The organism is Endozoicomonas arenosclerae (assembly GCF_001562015.1).
GTDB classification, from domain to species: Bacteria; Pseudomonadota; Gammaproteobacteria; order Pseudomonadales; family Endozoicomonadaceae; genus Endozoicomonas_A; species Endozoicomonas_A arenosclerae.
Genome location: NZ_LASA01000056.1, coordinates 45,674 through 70,891, shown reverse-complemented (window position 1 = coordinate 70,891; position 25,218 = coordinate 45,674). Strand labels below are relative to the sequence as shown.

21 protein-coding genes are annotated in these 25,218 nt (G+C 48.1%); 8 read left to right on the top strand and 13 right to left on the bottom strand.

Annotated elements, in window-relative coordinates; genetic code table 11:
- Positions 1–38 precede the first annotated feature (38 nt).
- From WG89_RS06105 to WG89_RS06095, 3 genes are read left to right on the top strand one after another with little or no spacing between them, the layout of a single operon-like run.
- The gene (locus tag WG89_RS06105) at positions 39–1,247 is read left to right on the top strand and encodes an acetyl-CoA C-acetyltransferase (protein ID WP_062262837.1); all 1,209 of its coding nucleotides are present in this window, start codon (positions 39–41) and stop codon (positions 1,245–1,247) included.
- Positions 1,248–1,260: 13 nt separating this feature from the next.
- Positions 1,261–3,408 carry a 3-hydroxyacyl-CoA dehydrogenase NAD-binding domain-containing protein gene (locus WG89_RS06100; protein WP_062262835.1) on the top strand — a complete coding sequence of 716 codons (2,148 nt, stop codon included), beginning with the start codon at positions 1,261–1,263 and terminating at the stop codon, positions 3,406–3,408.
- Positions 3,409–3,422: 14 nt separating this feature from the next.
- Positions 3,423–4,568 carry an acyl-CoA dehydrogenase family protein gene (locus WG89_RS06095; RefSeq protein ID WP_062262831.1) on the top strand — a complete coding sequence of 382 codons (1,146 nt, stop codon included), beginning with the start codon at positions 3,423–3,425 and terminating at the stop codon, positions 4,566–4,568.
- A 49-nt stretch (positions 4,569–4,617) separates the two neighbouring features.
- Here WG89_RS06095 and WG89_RS06090 read toward each other — a convergent pair whose 3' ends face one another.
- Entirely contained in the window at positions 4,618–5,880 is a 1,263-nt protein-coding gene (locus tag WG89_RS06090) for an SGNH/GDSL hydrolase family protein (RefSeq protein ID WP_062262828.1), read from the bottom strand.
- A gap of 412 nt (positions 5,881–6,292) precedes the next feature.
- On the opposite strand from WG89_RS06090, the gene WG89_RS06085 reads away from it, so the two are divergent.
- Complete coding sequence (locus WG89_RS06085) at positions 6,293–8,101, top strand: hypothetical protein (RefSeq protein WP_062262825.1); 1,809 nt, start codon at positions 6,293–6,295, stop codon at positions 8,099–8,101.
- A gap of 151 nt (positions 8,102–8,252) precedes the next feature.
- Here WG89_RS06085 and WG89_RS06080 read toward each other — a convergent pair whose 3' ends face one another.
- A complete protein-coding gene (locus WG89_RS06080; RefSeq protein ID WP_062262821.1) occupies positions 8,253–8,807 on the bottom strand; it encodes a sugar O-acetyltransferase in 555 nt (184 codons plus the stop codon).
- A gap of 121 nt (positions 8,808–8,928) precedes the next feature.
- Positions 8,929–9,777: a hypothetical protein gene (locus tag WG89_RS06075; RefSeq protein WP_153301454.1), complete on the bottom strand. Its 849-nt coding sequence runs from the start codon at positions 9,775–9,777 to the stop codon at positions 8,929–8,931.
- 57 nt (positions 9,778–9,834) lie between these two features.
- Here WG89_RS06075 and WG89_RS06070 point away from each other — a divergent pair, with 57 nt between their 5' ends.
- Positions 9,835–10,575: a YdcF family protein gene (locus WG89_RS06070; RefSeq protein ID WP_062262815.1), complete on the top strand. Its 741-nt coding sequence runs from the start codon at positions 9,835–9,837 to the stop codon at positions 10,573–10,575.
- A 173-nt stretch (positions 10,576–10,748) separates the two neighbouring features.
- Here the strand turns inward: WG89_RS06070 and WG89_RS06065 are convergent, their stop codons facing one another.
- Positions 10,749–12,152, bottom strand: a complete 1,404-nt coding sequence (locus tag WG89_RS06065) for a class II fumarate hydratase (protein WP_062262904.1) — start codon at positions 12,150–12,152, stop codon at positions 10,749–10,751.
- Between the two features lie 282 nt (positions 12,153–12,434).
- Between WG89_RS06065 and WG89_RS06060 the strand changes: the two genes are divergently transcribed.
- Complete coding sequence (locus WG89_RS06060; RefSeq protein WP_062262812.1) at positions 12,435–13,274, top strand: isopenicillin N synthase family dioxygenase; 840 nt, start codon at positions 12,435–12,437, stop codon at positions 13,272–13,274.
- A gap of 79 nt (positions 13,275–13,353) precedes the next feature.
- On the opposite strand, the gene lnt is transcribed toward WG89_RS06060, so the two are convergent.
- From lnt to dapB, 6 genes are all read right to left on the bottom strand, one after another.
- Positions 13,354–14,889 (bottom strand): apolipoprotein N-acyltransferase, encoded by a 1,536-nt coding sequence (lnt, locus tag WG89_RS06055; protein ID WP_062262809.1) that lies wholly within the window; start codon positions 14,887–14,889, stop codon positions 13,354–13,356.
- 66 nt (positions 14,890–14,955) lie between these two features.
- Positions 14,956–15,576 carry a LysE family translocator gene (locus tag WG89_RS06050; RefSeq protein ID WP_062262805.1) on the bottom strand — a complete coding sequence of 207 codons (621 nt, stop codon included), beginning with the start codon at positions 15,574–15,576 and terminating at the stop codon, positions 14,956–14,958.
- Between the two features lie 214 nt (positions 15,577–15,790).
- On the bottom strand, positions 15,791–16,630 hold the full coding sequence (locus WG89_RS06045; protein ID WP_062262803.1) for an HlyC/CorC family transporter: 840 nt from the start codon (positions 16,628–16,630) through the stop codon (positions 15,791–15,793).
- A gap of 80 nt (positions 16,631–16,710) precedes the next feature.
- The gene (ybeY, locus tag WG89_RS06040) at positions 16,711–17,184 is read right to left on the bottom strand and encodes an rRNA maturation RNase YbeY (protein WP_062262800.1); all 474 of its coding nucleotides are present in this window, start codon (positions 17,182–17,184) and stop codon (positions 16,711–16,713) included.
- A complete protein-coding gene (locus WG89_RS06035) occupies positions 17,184–18,212 on the bottom strand; it encodes a PhoH family protein (RefSeq protein ID WP_079253689.1) in 1,029 nt (342 codons plus the stop codon). Before WG89_RS06035 ends, ybeY begins: the two co-directional genes overlap by 1 nt.
- Positions 18,213–18,406: 194 nt before the next feature.
- On the bottom strand, positions 18,407–19,144 hold the full coding sequence (dapB, locus tag WG89_RS06030) for a 4-hydroxy-tetrahydrodipicolinate reductase (protein WP_079253688.1): 738 nt from the start codon (positions 19,142–19,144) through the stop codon (positions 18,407–18,409).
- A gap of 501 nt (positions 19,145–19,645) precedes the next feature.
- On the opposite strand from dapB, the gene WG89_RS06025 reads away from it, so the two are divergent.
- The gene (locus tag WG89_RS06025) at positions 19,646–21,211 is read left to right on the top strand and encodes a lipase family protein (RefSeq protein WP_172806726.1); all 1,566 of its coding nucleotides are present in this window, start codon (positions 19,646–19,648) and stop codon (positions 21,209–21,211) included.
- A gap of 53 nt (positions 21,212–21,264) precedes the next feature.
- Here the strand turns inward: WG89_RS06025 and miaB are convergent, their stop codons facing one another.
- Positions 21,265–22,620 (bottom strand): tRNA (N6-isopentenyl adenosine(37)-C2)-methylthiotransferase MiaB, encoded by a 1,356-nt coding sequence (miaB, locus tag WG89_RS06020; protein ID WP_079253691.1) that lies wholly within the window; start codon positions 22,618–22,620, stop codon positions 21,265–21,267.
- Between the two features lie 247 nt (positions 22,621–22,867).
- On the bottom strand, positions 22,868–24,043 hold the full coding sequence (locus tag WG89_RS06015; RefSeq protein WP_062262790.1) for a hypothetical protein: 1,176 nt from the start codon (positions 24,041–24,043) through the stop codon (positions 22,868–22,870).
- 255 nt (positions 24,044–24,298) lie between these two features.
- On the opposite strand from WG89_RS06015, the gene WG89_RS06010 reads away from it, so the two are divergent.
- Positions 24,299–24,610: a DUF1820 family protein gene (locus tag WG89_RS06010; RefSeq protein WP_062262787.1), complete on the top strand. Its 312-nt coding sequence runs from the start codon at positions 24,299–24,301 to the stop codon at positions 24,608–24,610.
- A 35-nt stretch (positions 24,611–24,645) separates the two neighbouring features.
- Here WG89_RS06010 and WG89_RS06005 read toward each other — a convergent pair whose 3' ends face one another.
- Positions 24,646–25,212 (bottom strand): hypothetical protein, encoded by a 567-nt coding sequence (locus WG89_RS06005; protein ID WP_062262784.1) that lies wholly within the window; start codon positions 25,210–25,212, stop codon positions 24,646–24,648.
- Between the last annotated feature and the right edge of the window lie 6 nt (positions 25,213–25,218).

Sequence of the window (25,218 nt, the reverse complement as noted above, 5' to 3'; positions counted from 1 at the left end):
GCAGTATGCTCTCAGGCACTGACATGCAGAGGCACACAATGAATCATTCGGCCTATATTTTCGATGCGATAAGAACTCCTCGCAGCAAAGGCAAGGCAGACGGCAGTCTGCATGAAGTCCGTCCACTGGAGCTTTCAGCAGGCTTGTTCAGAGAGTTGCAAAGCCGTCACTCCCTCGATACGGCTTATGTCGATGATGTGGTTCTGGGATGTGTTACTCCGATTTCAGAGCAGGGCAGTGATATCGCCAAAGCGGTTGCTCAACAGGCAGGCTGGGATGAAAGTGTTGCCGGTGTTCAGCTGGACAGGTTCTGCGCTTCCGGGCTTGAGGCCGTGAACACAGCGGCACAGAAAGTGATGTCGGGCTGGTCTGAAATGGTCGTTGCTGGTGGTATTGAAAGTATGTCCAGGGTACCCATGGGCTCGAATGGTGGCGCGATGTTCACAGACCCTGAGTTTGTCATCAGTCAGAGACAGGTTCCCCAGGGGATTGGTGCGGATCTGATCTCTACGCTGGGAGGGTGGGGTCGTGAGGCCGTTGATGCTTATGCGGTTGAATCCCAGCGTCGTGCAACTCATGCCCGTGATAATGGCTATTTTGATCGTTCAGTTGTGCCGGTTAAGGATCGAAACGGTCTGGTGATTCTGGAAAAGGATGATTTCATCAAACCTGAGACGTCTATGGAAGGGCTGGCCAGACTGAAACCCTCTTTTCAACAGATGGGCGCTATGGGAGCGGATGAGATGATTCTCTCCAAATACCCTGAAGTCGAAGCCATTCACCATGTTCATACACCCGGCAATTCCTCAGGCATTGTTGATGGCGCCAGTGCGGTTCTGATTGGCAGTGAAAAAGCCGGAAAAGATCTTGGTCTTACTCCCAGAGGAAGAATTGTTGCGGGTGCAGTCCTGGCAACAGAACCGTCCATTATGCTGACAGGTCCCGGACCGGCTGCGGAGAAATGCCTTCGAATCGCCGGGCTTCAGAAGTCTGACATTGACCTTTGGGAGATCAATGAAGCTTTTGCTTCCGTTGCTCTGCGTTATATGAGCGATCTGGGTATCGACCATGAAGTCACCAACGTCAATGGTGGGGCTATTGCCATGGGCCATCCCCTTGGAGCGACCGGAGCCATGCTGGTGGGCGTCGTTCTGGATGAACTGGAACGCAGAAACCTCAAACGAGCCATGGTGTCACTCTGCGTTGGCGGTGGCATGGGCATTTCAACGCTGATTGAGAGAGTTTGAGGAGGTGATAGACATGAGTGTGTTTGATTACAAAAAAGATAACGAAGGCATCGTAACCATCACCATGGATATGACCGGTCCGGTCAATGCCATGAATGCAGAGTTTGATGAAGTGATGTCTGCCACCGTGCACAGGCTGGAGACAGAATCGGCACTGTCCGGGGTCATCTTTGCTTCTGCCAAGAAGGACTTTTTTGCCGGTGGCGACCTGAAAGAAATCCTGACAGTCGATGCCGAACAGGCCAAGGCGTACTTTGAAAAAGTGGAAGCCATCAAGAGCTTCCTGCGACGTCTGGAAAAGCTGCCTGTACCTGTTGTGGCGGCCATTAATGGTGCTGCATTGGGCGGAGGTCTTGAGCTCTGTCTGGGTTGTAACTATCGGATCGCGGTGAACAACAAGCGTGTTCAGATAGGTTTGCCTGAAGTCACCCTGGGTCTTTTGCCTGGCGCTGGTGGCATTGTCAGAATGACTCATTTACTGGGTGTAGAGAAGGCTATGCCCTATCTGCTGGAAGGCAAACGACTGAGGCCGGAGAAGGCGTTGTCAGAAGGATTGATTGATGAGTTAGTGGACGACTCTGAATCGCTATTGCCCAGGGCACACGCATGGATCATGGATAATCGGGATAATGCTGACGCGGCCCAACAGCCCTGGGATAGAAAAGGTTACCGGATCAAAAGCAACATCAACAAACCTTCTGTAGCTCAGGCGGCTCAGTTTGCTCCCTTCATGGTGATGGGGAAAACCCGAGGACTGCTGCCAGCGCCAGAACGCATTCTGGAAACCGCTGTAGAAACTCTGCGGGTTGATTTTGATACTGCGATGACCATTGAATCGAGAAACTTTGTGTCTCTGGTCATTTCTCCCGTCGCCAAGAACATGATCAGCAGCTTCTTTTTCCAGATGAACAAGGTCAATGGTGGCGCCAGTCGTCCAGCAGGTATTGAACCGAGCCGTATTGCAAAAGTAGGCATTATCGGTGCCGGAATGATGGGGCAGGGCATTGCCAATGTAGCCGCTATGGCGGGCATTGAAGTGGTATTGAAAGATGTCTCTCTTGCGGCAGCAGAGAAAGGCAAAGCATACAGCGCACAATTGCTGGATAAAGCCATATCCCGTGGCAGGAATGATGAGGCAGGCAAGGAAAAGGTATTGAGCCAGATTCTGGCCACGGATCAAGATTCAGACCTGGAAGGCTGTGATCTGATTATTGAAGCGGTCTTCGAAAAGCTGGAGCTTAAACACCAGGTGACAAAGGAGACACAACAACGTCTGGCTGAAGGAGGCATCTGGGGAACCAATACATCCTCTTTGCCTATCACACGTCTGGCAGAAGTCGCTGATAAACCCGATAACTTTATTGGTATCCACTTTTTCTCTCCGGTGGACAAAATGCCACTGGTAGAGTTGATCTGTGGAGAAAAAACCAGTGATGAGACGCTGGCAAGGGCTTTTGATTTTGTTCGTCAGATTCGCAAGACGCCTATAGTCGTGAATGACAGCGTGGGCTTCTATACCTCTAGAACTTTTGCTACTCAGTTGTATGAAGCTGCCCAAATGGTGGCAGAAGGTATTCACCCGGTACGCATCGATTCTCTGGGTAAAGCTATTGGTATGCCTGTCGGGCCATTGACTGTACATGACGAAGTGAGTTTGCAGCTGACTAAAACCATTGAAGAAACCCAGACTCAAATGGGGCTGAAGCAGGCTGAAAACGATCCTACTCCTCTGGCCAGCCAGCTGGTGGATGAACTGGTAACGAAATATAACCGGGGAGGTCGTTATCACGGTGACGGTGGTTATTATAATTACACTGAGAATGGCAAGACCATCTGGCCAGATCTGCTGGAAAAATACTATCAGCCCGTCGTTGAAATCAGTGATCAAGACATCAAGGACAGATTACTGTTCCGCTGCGTCATTGAAAGTCTGAAATGCCTTCAGGAAGGTGTTCTTCGTTCCGTGGCGGATGGCAATATTGGTTCTATTATGGGTATAGGCGCTCCAGCATGGACTGGAGGTTATATTCAGTTTGTTAACACCTATGGTTTGCAGACGTTCATGGATCGTTGTGATGAGTTGGCGAACCTTTATGGCAGCCGGTTCAAGGCACCTGACATCGTTTCTGAATACCTGAATGCAGGCAAAACCTTCCATTAATTCGGAGAACTAAAATGATTCCAAGAACGATCTTCGATAGTGAGCACGAGCAGTTTCGCGACAGTGTTCGCAAGTTTTTTGAGACAGAAGCCGTTCCTTTCCACAGTCAGTGGGAAAAGGAGGGCGCAATAGACCGTCGGCTTTGGAACAAGGCAGGCGAGCAGGGTTTTCTGGCGCCCACCATGCCAGAGGAGTACGGTGGTGTTGGCGTTGATTTTCGCTATAACGCTATTGTTGATGAAGAGATCTCAAGAATGGGCCTGACCGGTATCGGTTTTGGCCTGCACTCCGATATTGCTGTGCCTTATATTCTTAATTACGGCACAGAAGATCAGAAGCAGCGTTATATTCCTGGCTGTCTGTCCGGTGAGATTGTTACCGCCATCGCCATGACAGAACCTGGTACTGGCTCTGACCTTCAGAGTGTTAAAACCACGGCCATTCTGGACGGTGACGAATACGTCATTAATGGTTCAAAGACGTTTATTACCAATGGTCAGCATGCAGATACGGTCATTGTGGTCTGCAAGACCGATCCCCATGAGAAAGCCAGCGGCATCAGCCTGATCCTGGTAGACGCAGGTACTCCTGGTTTTGAGAAAGGCTCCAATCTCGAGAAGATTGGCATGAAAGCCCAGGACACTTCCGAACTGTTCTTCCAGGATGTTCGTGTGCCCAAAGCCAATCTGCTGGGTGAAGAAGGCAAGGGCTTTGTTTACCTGATGGAAGAGCTGCCTCAGGAAAGACTGAGTATTGCCCTGACAGCAGCCGCTTCCTGTGAAGGTGTTCTGGAACAGACCATAGAGTATGTAAAGGACCGCAAAGCGTTCGGCAAGCCGATTGCTTCTTTCCAGAATACCCAATTCAAACTGGCGGAGCTGGATACCGAAGTTTCTAGTCTAAGGGTGTTTGTCGATCGTTGTCTTGAGTTACATATTGAAGGCAAGCTGGATGCGGTAACGGCTTCCAAGGCCAAACTGTTATCCACTGACCTTCAGTGCAAAGTCATTGATGAATGTCTGCAGTTACATGGTGGCTATGGTTATATGTGGGAATACCCTGTAGCTCGAGCTTTTGCTGACGCCAGGGTTCAGCGAATCTACGGTGGCACCAACGAAATCATGAAGCTGATTATCAGTCGTTCGCTGTTGTCTGACTGAGCTATGATTTGAGAAAAAAGTACGGGGCTATAAGGGCCCCGTTTCTATTTTAGGGATTATGGGCTGTATTCGGGTATGTCTCTGGCTTGTTATAAGCAGGCATAAAGCATCGAGCACCCACTTTCGAGAAGGTGGTTTGACACACCTGATAGGCAATGTTGGCATGCAGCTTTCTTGAGGGATGAATTGGATCCCAGAAGGCATAGTCATCCCAGTTTTCTTTTGGGCAGGGCACTACCTCTTTGGCACTGCGTTTAAGATCCTGACCCATCTTGTAAACAATGTTGTAGCAAGGCTGATCCTTGATTTTATAGTGGTCACTTTGCAGCTCATTTTTAACCAGAGAGTACACGTCCAGCAATTCTATCCGAACCTGTTTGGAAGCATATTTCTGTTGCAGGCTTTGGATTTGCTCTGACAACAGTCGGTTATGCCCGGCAACGGTTTTCGATAACAAAGGTCCCTTGTTCTTATCAGTACCGGTTTTGTACCGGGGAACCCAGGCAAGATCTGGCAGGTTGCCAACAAATATCCAGTTAGGGGCATCTTGAGTGGCAGACTGACTGGCAAAGTCCGCCAGTCGTATGACTTGCTCAACAATCCGTTGAACCACGATCTGATAGTTATAAAAATCATAGATATAGTCATTTCCACCGTAGAGCACGCTGAACCCCTGGTTACCCTGCATCCAGGCCTTTCCTTTTTCAGCGGGGTACTCTTTCAGATAGGCGTTAACGATCAGTTTCATATCCGGTGGAATGAGCTGGCCTTCGAGGTGCATATCGTCTTTGGGGTCTGATGCAAAACTGCCACCGTATGCCCTGTTAAGAAAGTAGTCTCCTGAAGTGAACTGGACATCAGTCATGGTTACCAGCCATTCATTCCACACCGGACCGTTGGAAAAGCGCCCCTGGAAATAGTAGTCATTAGGGTAGACCGGGATATGTATGACTTTATTAAGCTCTTCCAGAAGCTTCTGGGTCACACTGTCTTCGAGATGTTTAAGATCATCCACAGTAATACCCAGTTTTGCCAGAATCTTACCGAACTCACTGTTTTCAATGTCAGCGTTTAAAACCTTAAAAAGAATGTCGGGGGGAACTTCTCCTTTTAATGCTCTGGTCAATTCCCAGGTGTTGCCTATATCCGAGAGACTGTCTCCAAACACTGAGAATCGAGTTAAGGAATCGGTAGAGACCGGGGCGATTTCAGTGAGTTCAGTACTGGGGGGCTTTCTTGTTTCCGTTATATTGTGGGGCGCTGTATAGGCAGTTGAGCTGGCAACCAGAGCCAGGGCCGCTAGAAATCTCATAAGTATCTTTCAGTCAGATGGTGGAAAAATATGAACTGGAAGGAATATAGATGAATTTTCTGGGGGCGGAATGTGGGTGATAATTTCAACAGAGCTTGAAAGATTCAGGTTTTGTTTTTAAGGATAGAATGCTGCGAATAGTATTTTCATTTATGAACTATTGGTTACATTTATTTTTCAATGTAATGCTTTCATTTGTGGCACAAAGGATGAACTTCTAACAATTTGGCAAATGCTGATGGTATATGGAAATTTAAAAAAGATAAGGAAAAACAACTTTCAGGTTACAAGTAAGAAGAATGAATCACTGTCTCAGTTGAAATCTTGACCGAAGATGCTACTTGCCTGATTTTAAAATTGATCTATTACTACCCATACAGATTCTAAATAAGTAGAGAGGATGGGGTCAGGTATGAGTAAAAAAACACTGTCTCTTTCAGCCTTTGCTCTGCTGATACAGTGGGCTGTAGCTGTAGCGCAACCCTCTTTCACCACAGAGCATATGGCAAAAGCACCTGAGCAATCTAACTTAATGAAAATGGTTACTCTTATGGGAATGATTGATCTGGATGGCTTTCATTATGAGCATCTTGAGAAATTAAATGTTAGGGAAGATCAGATAGAGCTATTGATTAATGAGTACGCAGAGCTTATTGACTCTATGTATGCACACAGAGTTCATCCTCTTGCACCTTTCACTCCTGATTCTGGCTCTTTGCTTGAGAGCATATCGAATCAGGAGTATTTCGTAGGGAAGACGATAGGAATTTCTGAAAGTCGCTCCTCAGACGATGAAGGTGATGAGCAAGATCTAATGGGAGATAAACAAGATGACGGGGAAGAGGCTAAAGATAAAGGCGTAAAAGATAAAATCGAGTGCCGTATTCCTGACTCATTTCGGTCTCGCGATGAGTTGCGTAACTTTTTTCTTCACGATGATAGCTGCAGCTTGAGTGAGTTGTATTCTTATCTCCGGCAATCTAATGATTCAGATTTGATTGAAATGTCTGAAGAGGTATGGATTGATCTTATCAAGCTGCTGGTTGGCGATACCAAAGAGTCTATCTCTCTCCGATTAATGCTCTCTTCTGGTCAGGATAATCTGGTTGAAAAAGCTCTCACCACTTTGGAGGGCGAGTCTTTTACTGTTATAGGTCTGGCTTCTTCTGACGCGGATTTTTCTGAACATATAAGAAAAATTGCTGAAAAGCATAGTCAAAAGTTGGATGTTTTTTTCGTAATTCTTAATGAAAGAATGTTGAAGAATGGGCGGCTTCTTGCTTCTCTGGATGGCATTATCATGCCTGATGGGGAAGACAGCTTTCATACTGCTCCGAACTATCTGACTGAACCTTTTGGAATGGATCAACTGGATTCTGAATCTCTGACTAGTGATGAAAGAATTTATCAATTGCTGTATGACCTCAGCATTCTTGAAGGCATTCCTGTGCTGGGAACTGGAACAGGAAATCAGCAACTTGCTCTGAACAAGGCAGGGAGGTTATCCAGACTATCAGATCCGCTTGATGGAAAGAAACAGGTAAGGCTATTGCCTGGTACTCTGAATCACTATATGGCCCTTTCTCCTGAAGGTCAGTCCAATGCGCTGAATCATTGTGATTTGTCTGAAGTGATGGTCAATGGTTCGGTCTCTACCTTATACGTAGTCGACCAGGTGGCTAATGGTGTTGAAGTAGGTGGCGTGACAGCCGAGCAACCGGAAAATGTTATAATGGCCGCCAGTTATAAGGGGTATATCAGTACTTTCCATTTCAATCCCGAAGAGGCCTTCGACCCTTGGGACGAAAAAAAGAATGGGGACCCAAATACTCATATCATAGAGTCGTTTGTTGAATTCACGCTTGCTCATCAAAGAATGAGGAAACATTCACTGGCTTCTTATTTCGCGCCAGCCATGGAGCAAAGAATAGAAAGGTTGAAGCATTGTGTCAGTAACTCCAAAGAGGCTTTGGATCAACCGGAGTACTGGTTTAATGCGAATAAGGGCTTTGTGTCACTTAATATCCAGCCGGATCATACAGAGGTGACTGTTCATATTGCACCTGGAGTGCTTCGAGAAAATCTGGATATTCAACAAAGTCGTGACTCCATGATCGTATATCTGTCATATCCAGGTTCAGAAAGTAGTATGGAGCTGGTCAAGAGTAGAGCAGAGCAGAAAGTACATATTGAATATGCTCAGGATTACAAGCTGCACTGAGTGGCTTTAAAGAGTCTCCCAATTTTGCTGTGGAAGTCATTTCATCACTTTTGAAGGGTGAAATGACTTTTTTATTCCTAACTCCATAGGCTGACACTGTAAAGTTTTATTTTTACAAGTAGTCAGGCTCAGCCTGCGAGAATAAGGTCGCTTATACGGTAAGTGACTTAACAACTCTACATGGAATACCCACCGCCACAGTATTCGCAGGAACATCACGGGTCACCACACTGCCAGCGCCGATCACGGCATTATCACCAATAGTTACACCAGGGTTTACTGTGACATTAGCCCCCAGCCAGACATTATCGCCAATGGTGATCGGTTTGCAGAACTCCAGCCCGGTATTGCGGATAGTAGCATCCAGAGGGTGGCCTGCAGTGCTCAGTGTGACGTTAGGTCCAAATAGGACATTATTACCAATTCTTACTTCAGCCCCATCCAGAATGGTGCAGTGATGATTGGCATAGAAGTTCTCGCCCAGATGAATGTTGTATCCATAGTCACAGAAGAACAGTGGCTCAATCCAGGCTTCTGAAACTGTGCCCAGCAACTCTTTGAGAATGTTTGTCTGAAGCTCTTTGTCATCCGGAACCACCTGGTTAAAGCGATGACAGAGTTTTTTTGCGTTCATGCGGTCTTGAGTCAGTTCAGGATCAAAGGCAAGATAATCCAGACCCGCCAGCATTTTCTCTTTTTCAGTCATAAGACCACTCAGAACAAGGTTATTAATGAAAGTATTAACTCATGTTCTGAGTGGGACTTTAGTTCGTGATTTCCGATGCGCTATCAGGATCAATGACTGACCGATCCTGCTATAGATATGCCTAATGCGCTTTGCTATCGGGTTTATTCAGTGATTCAACAGCAAGTGTTCGAAAGTGAGTTAGAGATGAGCCCTGCTTGCTATAGAACAAACCTCGAACAGCATTATTCAGATAGGACATGGCAGTCAGCTCACTGAATGCTTCAAGTTGATCTTTCGATAAAGTCACTGAGCAGTCTTTCAGGCCGGCGCTGATGAGTTTGGTGTTGTCATAACCTTTTTGATGCAACCATTGAGTGACAGCCTCAGGTGCATTCTGGTAACTCTCAAACCCTATATTGACCCACCAGTGGTGACTCTGGAGAAGAGACTTTAAGTCTTTTGTGGTCAACGTTGGCAGTTTGGATATTTTTTTTATCATTGGATGATTGTTTTTACGTGTGCCGTAATCGGTCATTTCCTGACTGAGCAAGGGAGCACAGCCCGGCTTTTCGCCCAGGGCTTTTACCAGAAAGTGAGAAAAGCCGTCGTGTTGAATCACGGAGATCGTGATTTTTCTGAGCTCACTGCTGTCAGGTTGCACGTATTGAATGGGATAGTTTTCGTTGGCGAGCCGGTTGAGCTTTTTCCTCAGTAAAGGTGTTATATTGTTGGTAAATATACGAAAACCTTTGGGATAACGCTTGTGGATATCGCTGGTGGTCAAGGGATCCAGCTCGGTGGCTGACACCAGAGGCAGGGGAATCTTTTTTTCAGGGATCAGGGTTATTTCAGCCTGAAGAAGTGGCGTACCGCAAAGAAGCATTGTACATAGAAGTGCTCGAAATGCTTTCAAGGAGTGATATGTGATTCTGGCAATCAACTCTGTTCGGGATAGACAGCCCGTGTCAGGGACAGCGGAATATTTCATGGTAAATCATTACTTCTACAGGCTTAATCGACTGAGGATAGACCATTGCAGGGGTTTATGAATGCCATAGGGTTGTCGCTCAGGTCTTTTCTCAAGGTAAGTCTTCTTCCTCCTGTGAACATTGTCTGGATACTGATTGTGGGAATCCTGTTTAAATCAACATTGGGCTGGTTGGTCTGGGTCGCCCTTCTACTTCTGTACCTGTTGTCTGTAGCTCCGGTGGCCAATCTTTTGGCAAGGGGGCTCGAGGTTTACCCCCCGGTCGATCTGGAAGCCTGCAAAAGTGCTGATGCCATGATTTTACTGGGTGCAGGCCGACCGAGAAGCTCTCCGGAACTGGAGGGTTATCAGCCAACCCCTTTATCGCTCGAGAGGATTCGTTACACAGCTCTGTTATATCGGGAATGTAAAGTTCCCATTCTGGTGTCTGGTGGGGGCGACCGGCCGGAGGCACAGACAATGGCCAGAGTGCTAAAAAGTGATTACGGCGTTGATGTTACCTGGATTGAAGATCAGAGTATGACCACAATGCAGAATGCTACTAACAGCCGAAATGTATTGGGAGAAGGGACCAAAACCGTTGTATTGGTAACTCACGCCTGGCATATGCCAAGATCCGTTTTGAGTTTTAAAAGAGCGGGCTTCAAAGTACTGCCTGCGCCAACAGCCTTTACCTGGATACAGATTCCCTGGCAGAAGTTATCGTACTGGATTCCAAGAGTTAGAAACCTTCGCGTCAGTGAGCTGGCATTGCATGAATACCTTGGGTTGAGCTGGTATTGGATGACCAGTCGATAAAGGATTTATCTCAAAATAAGTTCCAATTTAACAAGGATTCCGTTCACCCTGAGCTTGTCGAAGGAGGGGAGTGTTGGGCTTCGACAGGCTCAGCCTGAACGGGTTTTGAGAGGGGGTTTCAGGCAAGTCCAAATAGAAGGTTGGCTGTGAAACCTCTTCCAAAGATCTGACGCTTATTTTGCAATACCGCCCTTAGTAGCCCGGCCGGGATCAAGAATCTTTTTCAGGGCTTCTTCTGACATTCCGGTCTTTTCTTTTGCTACTTCCAGAACGGGGCGTTTTTCCCGATAAGCCTGCTTGGCAATTTCTGCCGCTTGCATGTAGCCAATCACAGGGTTCAGGGCAGTTACCAGAACAGGGTTGCGGCTCAATGTTTCCTTGATATGGGCTTCCTTAACAGTAAATCCGGCGATGGCCTTGTCAGCCAGAATCATACTGCTGTTGGTGGCCAGGGTAATGCTGTTGATCAGGTTGTTGGCGATCAGGGGCAGCATAACATTGAGCTGAAAGTTGCCGGATTGGGCGGCAATGGCAATAGCAGCATCCAACCCCATGATTTGAGCCGCAGCCATGGTCACAGATTCTGAAATAACCGGGTTTACCTTGCCGGGCATGATGCTGGAGCCAGGTTGCAGTGTCGGTAATTCTATTTCACCAAAACCAGCCAGTGGACCGCTGTTCATCAATCGCAGATCGTTGGCAATCTTCATCAGCGATACCGCTACGCCACGTAAGTCAGAAGACAGTTCAAGGGCGGTAGCAGGCATACTTTGAGCCGCAAAGAAGTTATTCGCGGGCTTGAAGGGCAGTCCGGTATCCTGACTCAACTGCTTGCTGACTTTTTTGGCAAAGTCATGATGGGTGTTGGTTCCGGTGCCTACTGCTGTGCCTCCAAGCGTCAGTTGATAAAGGCGCTCCAGAGTTTGCTTGATGCGTTGCCGGTCGTTGGTGAGTAATGCCATCCAACCGCTGATTTCCTGACCAAAAGTGACCGGCATGGCATCCATCATATGGGTTCTGCCGGTTTTGACTGTATTCTCCAGTTCGACCCGGCGTTGCTCCATGACCTCCAGAAGATGGTCCAGTGCTGGCAGTAAGTGTTTTGTTACCAGAAGGGCTGTAGAGACATGAATGGCGGATGGTATTACGTCGTTACTGCTTTGCCCCATATTGACGTGATCGTTGGGCGAGATTTTTAATCCGGAAGAACGATTCACCAGATTACTGATGACCTCGTTGACATTCATATTGCTGCTGGTGCCGGATCCGGTCTGATAAACATCAATAGGAAACTGATCTGCGTATTTGCCTTCAACCAAAATGTCGGCCGCTTCAATGATGGCCAGGGCATTTTCATCGGCCAGCAGTTCCAGTGACTGATTGGTTCGGGCAGCCGCTTTTTTAATACGGACAATGGCTTCAATAAAAGGGTGGGGCAGAGGTTGACCACTGACCGGAAAGTTCTCTACTGCTCGCTGGGTTTGTGCACCGTACAGGGCGTCCTTGGGAACAGCCACTTCTCCCAGGCTGTCTCTTTCAATCCTTACCCCGGATGAGGGGTCTGTTGAGCTGTACATGGCTGTCGACTGTCCCATTAGTAGTGCCAGAGTCAAATGTCGCCAGGGCTTTAGCATGATGTTGGTGTTTTTCATTGAATCGGAACCATACCCAGTCCGGAATTCGAATGCGGACGCCACTATCATAGACCCTATACAGTCTATCGGCGGAAGAGATTGAAGAATCAGAAATCAAAATGACAAATGAGGCCAATCAGAGACGTTTATTGCTGTATAAACTCTGTTTTTTTCTTAGTGAAAAAGATAGTATCCTGCGTTTTTTAATGACCGGATTTTAGGATAATGGACGTTCAGGTAGTCGATTATACGGCCACAGATGCGCCGCAGAAATTTGTTGAATCGCTGCGTGAAACAGGTTTTGCTGTTTTAACCAATCATCCTTTGAGTCAGGATCTGGTTCAGTCCATCTATGACAACTGGCTGACTTTTTTTAATTCCCCTGCCAAACAGGATTTCCTCTTTGATCCTGAAAAACAGGATGGCTATTTCCCACCTGATGTTTCAGAGACCGCCAAGGGTCATGAGAAGAAGGATATTAAAGAGTTTTACCATGTTTACCCCTGGGGTCGGATTCCTGCGGAGTTGGAAACAGAAATCAAAGGCTATTATGACCAGGCTTCCACTCTGGCAGGTGAGCTTCTGGACTGGGTTGAGAAAAATGCTCCCGCTGACGTTGCTGAAGGTTTTTCCGAGCCTCTGCCCCATATGATTGAAGATACGCCGAACACTTTGCTGAGAGTTCTGCATTACCCTCCTTTCACTGGAGAAGAAGAAGCGGGCGCTATCCGGGCAGCCGCTCATGAAGACATTAACCTGCTGACCATCCTGCCCGCAGCCAGTGAGCCGGGACTGCAGGTAAAACTGAAGGATGGCACCTGGGTGGATGTACCGTCCAAGTTTGGCTATCTGATCATCAACACCGGTGACATGCTGCAGGAAGCCTCTGGTGGTTATTTCCCTTCTACGAGCCACAGGGTTATTAACCCAACCGGTGGCAAGAGCGAGCAGTCAAGAATGTCTCTGCCTCTGTTCCTGCATCCGAGAAGCGAGGTGGTTTTATCAGAGCGTCATACCCAGCACAGCTATCTGATGGAGCGACTGAAAGAGTTGGGTGTCGTTTAATTCTTCATTAAAAGAACGCTGAAAGAAAAAGGGTGACGCTCAGGTCACCCTTTTTCTTTTGTTGAGTCCACAATATTAATTAACTATTTACAGTTCTTCTCGCACAGATCCCTGCCAATACAATCATAAGCAAGCTCAGAATCAAAACAGGCCAGGAACCGAATAGCATAAAGGGTGTGTTACCTTTCATGACTTCAGCTGTTCCTCTCAGTACTCCCGGCTTGAAACGTTCAATGGTTTCCAGAACCTGACCCTTGTCGTCGATAAGAGCGCTGATGCCGTCGTTGGTGGCCCTTATCATGTAACGACCCGTTTCCAGAGAGCGCATGCGAGACATCTGAAAATGCTGCTCGGGGCCAATAGATTTACCAAACCAGGTATCGTTACTGATTGTGATTAACAGACCACTGTCTCTTGCCTGACGGGCTGCAAAGTCGGGGTACACCACTTCATAGCAGATGTAGGCTGTGATCACAGCATTCGGGATTCTCAGCTTTTCCTGATCATTGCTTCCCGGACTGAATGCCGACATAGGCAGATCAAAAAAGCTGATCAGCCCCCGCAGAGCTGACTCCATAGGAACGTATTCACCAAAGGGAACCAGTATCTGTTTATAGTAACGACCTTCTCCCAGACCTTTGGCAATAATGCCATTGTAATACTTCACGTTCGGCATCGATATTTGAGATTCCGAGCGCTCGTCTATCGGCATACCCAGAATCAGGGCGCTATTGTTTTCAGCCGCTTTCTTATCAAGCTGATTTAAAACGGATCTCGCCTGACTGTAGAAAAGCGGGATGGCATTTTCAGGCCAGATGATCAGCTCCTGATCCCACTCCTGTTCAGACAGGCCGTAATAGGTATTGATGGTTTCCTGAACATAGCCGGGATCCCATTTTAAAAGCTGGGGGATATTGCCCTGAACTGCACTGAAGCTGATCTCACCGATTGGTTGTGTCCATTGCTTTTTCCCTAGCGGCACTGAGGCTACCCAGAACAGAAGAGTAATAGACAGGGCAATGAATGCAGGGTTGCGTCTGGTTCGATCAGAAACCAGGGTAGCTGTGATCAGGGCTGATGTAGTAGCCATCAGCAGGCTCAGTCCGAAAACACCTACGACAGGTGCCCATGACTGTATAGGGGTATCCAGCAATGAGTAGCCCTGCAATAACCAGGGGAATCCAGTTAGCAGCCAGCTGCGAACCCATTCAAAAATAGTCCAGAGTGCCGCAAACAGAAGCGCTTGCTGCCAGGGGGCTTGAATAGTGAGTCGATCCCGAAGCTTGGCATACAGGTAGAACAGAGGCATAACCAGCAAGCTGGCCAGAGTCAGGACAAACAAGGCAGTCAGCAAAGCAGCAAGAGGAACGGACGCTGCTCCAAAATTATGAATGCTGACATAAACCCAGGATGTTCCTGTACCAAAGATGCCGATGCCGAACAGCAAGCCGCGCAAGGTGGCTGTTTTTACCGACTCTGTGCGAGACAGGGTAAAGCCCACTGCTGTAGCAACAATCAATACTGGCCAGATATTAAAAGGGCTGAAACCCAGGGGGAATAATCCCCCTGCCAGCAGTATCAGAAGATGGCCAAAATAGAGCGTCTTTTTGTTCATAGGGCAGCCATGAGCTAGGAAACTTATTTTTTCCTTATAATGAGTTACAGGAAGCCAGCTGCTTCCTCAACGGTTACTGGCCAATGCCAGTCGGAGTCCAAATCCAATCATCATGATGCCACCCAGCCATTTTGCCAGATTCTGAATCATGGCGTTCTGGCCAATCTTGCGGGCAATTTTTCCTGCCAGAAAAACCAGTGACAGGTAGTAAACAGCGGTTAAAGCTGAGAAGGCGGCTCCTAATACCAGTAACTGGTTGGCCGCAGCTTTTGAAGGATCAATAAACTGTGGCAGAAAAGCCAGGAAGAACAGGGCCACTTTCGGGTTAAGCACATTGGTCAGCAGGGCCTGAAAGTAAGGATTGTTTTTTCTTTCCTGCAAAGTCTGGTCAGGCGCAGAAGCGATGCCGTCTTTAATGGTTTTAATGCCAATGTAAACCAGGTAAGCAGCGCCAATGAATTTAATCACCATAAATGCCGTGGCTGAAGTGGATAAAATCGCTGACAATCCCATTGCTGCGGCACAGGTGTGAACCAGAATACCGCTTACGGTTCCCAGGGCAGCCTGGATTCCAGATTTAAAGCCTTTGGCGGCACTCCAGCCTGCCACCAGAAAGGTATCAGGGCCTGGGATCATAATCAGTACAAGGGAGGCAGTCAGGTAAGCTACCCATTGATCCAGAGTCATTTCGTTCTCACTGTCTATTACTGCATATCAGGACTGGCAACGGTATTGAGTACCGGTTGTGGCACCTGCTTTTTTTGTTTGAAGTAGCGGTTCTAAAAGAAAAAGCATCGGTTTATGAGCGGATCATTGATTCATTCAGAAACAGATGCTGATGGGGGAGTGTCAGAGTGCATTAACAGCTCAGCCTGACAGTCCCCGGATGAGAGAGTTTGAACTAGACAGAGCTGACTCGCAACAGTCGGATACGCCGGCCGTCAGAATTCAGAACATCAAAGCGGAAGCCGTTGATCTCTACGAACTCATTCCTTTTAGGCATGTGTCCGAATTCCTGAAGCACAATACCGCCGATGGTGTCGAACTCTTCGTCGCTGAAGGCCGATTCAAAGTGCTCGTTAAAGTCTTCGATAGGAGTCAGGGCTTTAACAATAAAGGTACGTGCCTGTTCCTCAACCGGTTTGATGAAACTGTCTTCATCGACATCGTGTTCGTCTTCAATGTCTCCGACAATCTGTTCCAGTACATCTTCAATGGTGACCAGTCCGGCAACACCACCAAACTCATCGATGACAATGGCCATGTGATTGCGGTTGGTTCGGAACTCTTTCAGCAGAACGTTCAGACGCTTGCTTTCAGGGATAAACGTGGCAGGACGCAGGTGATCCTTGATGTTGAACTTGCCGTTCTGAAGAATCAGGGGCAGCAAGTCCTTGGCCAGAAGAATACCGATAATCTCGTCTTTGGTATCACCGATGACTGGAAAGCGGGAGTGAGCCGATTCGATGACTTTAGGCAGAAAGTCTCTGGGCTCCTGGTCTTCATCGACACAGACCATCTGCGAGCGGGGAATCATGATTTCCCTCACCTGCATATCAGCTACCTGGACAGCCCCTTCAATGATACTGAGGGCTTCATGATCAATAATGCCTCTGAGTCCGGCATCGTTGAGCAGTGTCAGCAAATCACTCCGGTTTTGAGGGTCCTGGCTGAACAGGGCCGCCAACTTCTCTTTCCATGTTGGGGCGGGCGAGTCGCCCGGCGCAGTGTCGTCGTTCATTACCTTATATTACCGTGAAGGCCTTCCCATGGATGGGTGGTGAACCCACATCACCATGATTCGGCCAGCGTCTCCTGTAATTATGATCCGTTCTTTTCAGACTGGTACGGATCGGGAAAGCCCAGGTTCTGGAGAATCTTTGTTTCCAGAGATTCCATGGCCTCGGCTTCATCTTCTTCAATATGGTCATAACCCAGCAGGTGCAGTGTGCCATGAACCATCATATGAGCCCAGTGTGCCTGAAGTTCTTTGTCCTGTTCCTGTGCTTCCCGCTCTACCACCGGAGCGCAGATCACCAGATCGCCCAGCAATGGCAGGTTCAGTTCTTCGGGAAGATCGGAAGGAAAGGACAGGACGTTGGTAGGCCCTTCTTTCTGCCGCCATTGCTGGTTCAGCTCAGCACCTTCTTCAATATCGACAATGCGCAGACTGATTTCTGCTTCATCGCGGTGCTGGCCCACGGCAGCAGCAGCCCATTTATGAAGATCATCTTCGGATGGAAGTACCGGGCTGTCACTGGCCAGTTGAATATCGACATGCACTTCTGCAGTCATTACTGAACCCCTGAAACGGCTTTGGTGTTTTTCTGGCTGGTCTGATCGAAACGATCGTAAGCCTGAACAATTCTCTGGACAATCGGATGGCGAACCACGTCTTTGGCATTGAACCAGGTAGAGCCAATGCCTTCAACGCCTTTGAGCACATCAATAGCGTGGGCCAGTCCAGAGCGGGTACCCCGTGGCAGGTCAACCTGGGTAATGTCACCTGTGATCACTGCTGTAGAACCAAAGCCGATACGGGTGAGGAACATTTTCATCTGCTCCGGAGTGGTGTTTTGGGCTTCGTCGAGAATAATGTATGAATTGTTAAGGGTTCTACCACGCATGTAGGCCAGTGGTGCCACCTCAATTACATTCTTCTCAATCAGTTTGTCCACTCTCTCAAAGCCCAGCATTTCGTACAGAGCATCGTAGAGAGGGCGAAGATAAGGGTCGATCTTCTGTGACAGGTCACCCGGCAGAAAGCCCAGTTTCTCACCTGCTTCCACCGCAGGTCTGACCAGCAGGATGCGACGGATTTCCTCTTCTTCCAGAGCCTGAACTGCAGCAGCCACTGCCAGATAGGTTTTACCGGTACCTGCAGGGCCAATCCCGAAATTTATGTCATGCGCCAGAATGGAGCGAACATAATTCTGCTGGTTTTCACCCCGTGGAGTGACAGTACCTTTGCGGGTGCGCAGAGTAATCAGACTGTCTGATTTGGGTTCATGAACCCATTCCACCGCAGACTCCTGCAGGTAGAGGTGAACAGTTTCAGCAGTAAGGTGGTCCGTCTTACCCGTTTCCCGGTACAGACGTTTAAGAATCTCGGTCGCCGCCTGGGCATTCTTGTCATCACCTTTCACCGTGAACTGATTGCCACGATAACGAATATCAACGCCAAGGCGCTGTTCGATCTGTTTGAGGTGCTGGTTGAATTGTCCGCATAGCTCTGCGAAGCGACGGGGATCGTCCGGTTCCAGGAGAAACTGGCAGGTTTTGCCAGCATTTTTTGTCTGTGGTGCTTGGATCTGGGTGTTCAAGTCGGGAATTCAGCTCTTACTGCGATACATAATGTTAAGCATACACTGCAGCCCGATTCTTGCAGCATTTTCTTGGCTTCAGGTCATAATTGCGTGAGCCTGAAGCCATAAAAACGCGTTGAGTCTGACTGTTTAATGCCTGATTTTACCGAAGGTTTTCACAATGTCATCTGTTTAAGCAAACATTGCTTCCGTTACAGGATGTGTTCCAGACCATAAACCAGTTCTGCCTTACCGTGAATGTATTCACTGGCCATGAGAATACCGGGCATATAACTGGTGCGTTCGATGGAGTCGTGACGAATAGTCATATACTGGCCACTGTCACCGAGAATCACTTCCTGTGAAGCCACAAAGCCAGGCATGCGTACAGCGTGAAGCTTAATGCCCTTGTAGTCACCGCCCCTGGAGCCTTCAATGTTGGCCACCTGATCGTTGGTTCCTACATTGAACTTTTCACGCTCTTCACTCATCAGCTCAGCGGTTTTTACTGCTGTACCGGAAGGGAAGTCGACTTTCTGTTCGTGATGATATTCGATGATCTCTGCGTATTCATAATAGCGGGCAGCTTGCTTGGCAAACTGTTGCATCAGGACATTGCCGACAATGAAATTGGGGGCAATAAAGCAGCCTTTGCCGGTTTCCTTAACCCAGCCCTGAATGGTTTCCAGGTCTTCAGGTGTAAAACCGGTCGTGCCGACTACAGCGGAAGCTCCAGAGAAAAGCGTGTTCTTAACGGTCTCCATGCGGATTTCAGGACGAGTAAAGTCGACCACGATATCTGCAGAGTTGTTTTTCACTTCTGCGGCCAGATCGTCGCCCAGGTCTATTGCAGCTGCCAGCTCAAGGCGGCTGTGCTTCTGAACAAACTCAACCACTGTTTGCCCCATCTTGCCCTTGGCTCCGTTCACAGCGACTCTCAAAACTGACATGGTTTGCTCCGTGATTATTTGATTCTATGGAAATGCCGCCCAACGGACCTTCTTGCTGTTGAGCGAGTCTGGCAGGGTGGTGGTGGCATGTTTTTTGATTGAGGACACTGTAACGGATCAGCATGAGCTGTCAATGGGTGACATATAGAGCTCATCGGAGTGGAAGGTAGGAAGTCAGGCTTTTTGACTGGCAATAAAGTACTAATTTAAAGGGAGAGGCTGGTTCTTTGAGTTTTCTTAAACGAATGTTTTTTTCATCGATATGCATTCAATATGAGTCTTTTGTTTAATTTATATTAAGCGACAAAGTATTAATAATTTCTTTAAGCTTTTCTTATTTTTGCTATTTTTGAGTCAGCAAGGTCAACTCAATTGGCCGTTGTCTGATTTATTAGTCTTTACCGTATCTATCCTGAACCACTGTTTGCTGAACTGAAGTTTGCTGTTAACCCTATGGGTTGTTGACCATTGATGGGCAGGCTTCTGGTTAAGGTGTCTCTTATGCTTTCGAGTTTCTTCCCTGTGCCAGTCATACAGGTTGCCTCAGACTATGCGACTGCCGCTGTCAGCATGGTTAAGAGTTGCAAATGGACTTTCATATTGGCTGTGTTGTCCTTATTTAATTTTGAATCTGTTGATGCCAGAGATATCCAGATAGAAGACTATGTATGGTTAGCTCGAGCGGCTTCAGTTGCATCCTACCAACCGTTAAATATTGACAGTGAGGAGGGGAGTTACTTGAGAGAAGGCAGAATTCAGGAAAACTGGAGTTCTACCCGGGTCAGCTTTCCTGGTCGTTGTGCCCATGGTCTGAAGAAAAATGCAGCGCTTTGTTATGAATCTTGTCCGGACGATTACAAGCTGGTAGGACCGGTTTGCTGGAAGAAGTGCAGGCCGGGTTACAAAGATGATGGTGCATTGTGTCGTAAGGATACCAAGGTCTATGCCAAGAAGAGTTATGGCAGGGGAGCAGGAGAGCCATTTGGCTGTCGTGAAAATGAAGAGCGTCATGGTTTGCTGTGTTACCCGTCATGCAAGGAAGGATATTATGGCGTGGGCCCTGTGTGCTGGCAGAGTTGTCCGGATACCCATCACGATCATGGTGCGACTTGTTACCGCAAGAAAGGCTTTCTGAGTTTCTTCTTCAAAAAGACTCATGGCAGAGGCGCAGGCAGAACATTGACCAGCCAATGCAGGAATGGGCTGGAGAAAAGTGGATTGCTTTGTTATCCCGGTTGTAAGCATGGATATTCAGGAGCAGGACCTGTCTGTTATGAACATTGCAGAGAGGGTTATACCGATACCGGAGCGACCTGCCATAGTGAGGGCAGGATATATGGGAAAGAAACCAAGCCCAATGGTGTAGGCAAGCCGCTGCTTTTTCATTCCTATGAGAGTGTTTTTGATGACCATGCCTGTGATATGCAGGGCTGGAGAGGTTACAGCTACGAGAATGATCAGGCTTATATTCTGCTGACCCATGATACCGAAAAAGTTGCGGTTTTTGCTTTTCGTGGCACCCGTTTCACCAATCTCAAGGATTGGTTCGGAAACATTGATTTCACGCCTCACGCCATTACCATCAATGATCGCTCAGTCTGGCTTCATAGTGGTTTCTGGAGACGCTTCAATAATCTGTCCAGTGATCTGAAAGGACAGCTAATGGCCATCCCTGAAGATTATACAGTTCTTCTGGTTGGACACAGTCTCGGTGCTGCAGTGGCCACGATTGCGGCGACTTTTTTCCATGAGTGGGGGCGCACTCCGGATGCCGTGATAACCTTTGCCAGCCCACTAGTGGGGAATAATCCCTTCAAAGAGATGTATCAGGCCACCGTAGGGTGCAATAAAACCCTGAGAGTCACGGTTAAAGGCGATCCTATTACCGGCATTCCCAAGTCCTATGGCTTCAAACACGTCTGTGATGATCAGCAGCATCAATACAGCAGCTCAAACCCGTTGAAGCAACATGACATGTTCCTTGGCTATCACAAGGCGATTGAGGAACTGTTTGGGTACAAGGACAGTGCGGCCCATAAATCCTGTACAGTTTCTGCGGGTTTGTAGGCGGTAGTCGTTGCCTGGCCTCATTGAGGCCAGGCACTTTTCAGGTCTTGAGGTTAGCCAACCAGACCAAGCTCAGAGTCGAGCAGAGTGCCGCGAAGGCTGTGAGGGAAAGCTTCAACAATCTCAACGTCGGCAAAACGACCAATCAGGCGAGGCTCTGCGCACTTGAAGTTAACCACACGGTTACACTCAGTACGGCCACTCAGTTCACCCGGATCTTTTTTGGAGTAGCCTGTTACCAGAATCTTCTGGGTAGTGCCTACCAGACGACGGCTGATCTGCATGGATTGCTGATTAATGCGATCCTGCAAAATTTTCAGACGCTGCTTTTTCGTGGATTCCGGAACATCATCCGGCATGTCGGATGCAGGTGTGCCCGGGCGCTTGCTGTAGATGAAGCTGAAAGAAGCATCAAAACCGATCTCGTTGATCAGGTTCATGGTGTCTTCAAAATCATCATCGGTTTCACCCGGGAAGCCCACGATAAAGTCTGAGGACAGGCTCAGGTTGGGTCGATGCTCACGTAGCTGGCGAATCTTGTCCCGATACATTTCCACTTCATGGTTACGTTTCATCATGGACAGAATGCGGTCTGAACCGGCTTGAACCGGAAGGTGTAGGTGGCTCACCAGCTCGGGCACCTCCGCATACACATCAATAAGGCTCTGGGAGAACTCTTTGGGATGTGATGTGGTGAAGCGAATCCGGTCAATGCCATCAATAGCGGCAACAATGGTAATCAGTTCTGCCAGATCGCAATGAGTACCATCGTCCTTCTCACCCTGGAAGGCGTTGACGTTCTGTCCCAGCAGGTTGATTTCACGAACACCTTTTTCTGCCAGACCCACACACTCGGCAATAACGTCATCCATTGGACGGCTGACCTCTTCACCACGGGTGTAGGGAACAATACAGAATGTGCAGTATTTGCTGCAGCCTTCCATGATAGAAACAAAGGCCGTAGGACCTTCTACAGAAGGCTCGGGCAGACGGTCAAACTTCTCGATTTCCGGGAAGGTAACGTCCACTACAGGAATATGATTGCTTTGGGTCGCGTCGATCATTTCCGGCAAACGGTGCAGGGTTTGTGGTCCAAATACCACGTCGACCTGAGGAGCCCGTTTGCGGATGGCTTCCCCTTCCTGGCTGGCTACGCAGCCGCCAACACCAATCACGAGGTCTGGATTGGCTTCTTTGAGTTTTTTCCAGCGACCCAGCTGATGGAACAGCTTTTCCTGGGCTTTTTCCCGTACAGAACAGGTGTTCACCAGCACAACATCGGCTTCTTCCGGATTGTCTGTCAACTCCAGGGTATGGGTTTCTCCGAGCAGGTCAGCCATTCGAGCTGAATCGTACTCGTTCATCTGGCAACCGTGGGTCTTGATATAAAGCTTTTTTGTTGCGCTCATGCTTTCGCTTTCTGGGCTCAAGTCTGTCTTGGTCATTTCAGACGCCAAAACCGGATTCCTGTCTGCTGTTTAACGGGTCTGAGGCCTTGAAACTGAAGTTCTTCAGCTTCAGAGGACTCAGAATAGCAAAACCAGTGACAACTGATCTGGCTGGTGAAAAGGTCGCCATTATAACGGCAGTGATCACCGGAAGGTAGTGAGCAATATTTCTAACCCATTATGCAGTGATTACGTGAGTACCATCGCCTTATAGTTCGTTCCTCATTCTTGTTTTGGGGGTGTAGTCGTGCTTGAGTGTCATTTTTACAACCCCTTTTTTCATAGGCATGTAAGTACCTTGGTTTGTCCTTTGAAGACGAACAGTATCCAGCAGGTCATCAGCATTCATGCGGTCCAGAGCATCATAGAAATCCGGGGCTTCCGATGATGAACGGTTACTGAGAGTGTCAAGAGCATTCTGGATGTGGCCTATCTCAGGATGACTGGCACTGGCCAGTTGCATCCCGATTTCAACCGCCTTGCTGAGGATTTTGCCAATCAGCCGAAAAGGGATCTCCCAATCATTCTCCATCAGGGTGAGCTGAACAGAATCAGCATTCAGCCAGATGATCAGCTCAGTCTTGCCTTTATTGATGCCTTTTTCTTTCGCCCAGGGAATTTGAATGGTGTCCTGGCGTACCAGCTGATCACCGTTGTAGTAGGAGAGCTGCATGTAGATTTCAGGCTTGCTGAAATACTCTCCCACTTTCTGCAGATCCAGTTCCAGTAGATAGGCTCGCTCAGGCAAAGGCTTGGTGGCTGTTGCTTTAGGATCGGTCAGTGGCTTTGAATACATGACCGAAGTGCTCAATCGGGCCGGTCTCTGGACCAGCAGAATAATATCCTTGTCCAGGTCATCAACATTTTTGACGGTGAAGTCACACTGTCTGTCGTAGCATGTTGCAGCACTGGCGACCTTGGCTTGTCTTGGCTGATCCTTTCTCTTGGGCAGCAAAAAACCGATATAAGGGCTGTCAGTGGCTTTGACCTTGCGATAACGCAACTTCATCAGTGCATCTTTATTGCGCTTGCCATGGTGATAGCAGTCCGCCACCCTGTCGAGTTCTTCAATCCTTTCAGAGAATTTATCCAGAACCTCTTTGGGTACAGAGGGATACTGCTTTCTGATAATGTCGGGAAAGGTCTGCAGTGTAAGGTCGCCTGCTTCATCCAGTAAGTCTGGATCTCTACTCAGTGCTTGAATCTGATCCAGGTGTTCTGAAGGTTTCATAGCACCTATAAAGCTCTCTTTCATAACCGTGAATCGTTGCTCTCTTGCTTCCAGACCAAGTCCGGATATATCGGAGCATTGATCCGTAGCAAAGGCATGAGGAATGAAAAAGAAAACGGTCAGAGCAATAATCAGCGGGAGACGTGTATTCATGACGAGCCTGGAAGCTTATTGGGAACTAGAGTGCAAAGTGCGGAAAGGAAAATGGGGGACACACTGTTATTAGATAAGGTTGGCCTTTCTGTCAAAGTCCGATGTTGGGTGTCGGAATCAGTCTGAGTCTGTTGTGGCTTATCGCGGGTCTGGCCTCGTTTTTCATTAGCTCATGAAGTTTCAGACTGTGATATGCTAGCCGCCTTTTATTTTATACGTCCGACCGAATCACGGCGTCACAGGTGTTTGGAGTCAATGTCGAAATCCCAGGTTTTTCGCGTTATTTTTCAGAATGAATCAGAAGTCTTTGAAGTTTATGCACGACAAATCTTCCAGAGTGAACTCTGGGGATTTATTGAGGTAGAAGAGTTCGCTTTTGGAGAACGCAGTCAGTTGCTGGTTGATCCCAGTGAAGAAAAACTGAAAAGCACCTTCGAAGGTGTGAAGCGCAGTTACATTCCTTTGTCGTCTATTATTCGCATTGATGAAGTTGAAAAAGAAGGGGCTGCCAAAGTCTCTGAAGCAAAGGGCAGTAACGTTAAACCGTTCCCTATGCCTCCTGCATAAGCAACCAGTGTATTCCTGAGACAAGCCCAGCCCGATCAGTGCATTCTTTTGGCCAGCCAGCTGCTGGCGTCGAGCAATGCATCTTCAGCATCTTTCCAGTCAATAGGGTGCCCCGGGGTGGGCTGTATCCCCCAGAATGGTTGTCGATAAGTCGGTCGAACAATGATCAGGCGGCTGTCTGCGGGTATCTGTTCTTTTTCCTTGGCTTGAGCCATTGCAACGGCCATAACTGCCATCAGTTGGTACTGGTCTGAAAGATCTTCTTCCAGTTCCGGGTTGGTTGAGCTGACAAGCTGGCTCTGGTGAAAGAACGCAATATCTTCTTCAACCAGATAAAAGTGTGTGGCAGCCGACTCCTGCCCATGACCGTCTATGCCGACCATGACATAGTTCTGTGGATTCCCGAATTCTACCTCTTCAAGAAACCAGCCCAGACTCCAGGGGCCCGGCGTATTTTCTCTGGAAGTGAAGTAGCGGGTATCTCCCGGTCTGAACAGTTTCTCTGAAATGGTTTTGGGAATGGGAGGCATAGGTAAACCTGCCCCCTGGATCAGACTTCTGGCGGCTTCAAGCTCATTGTTAGAGTGCAGTTTCTCGCTCATATGCGT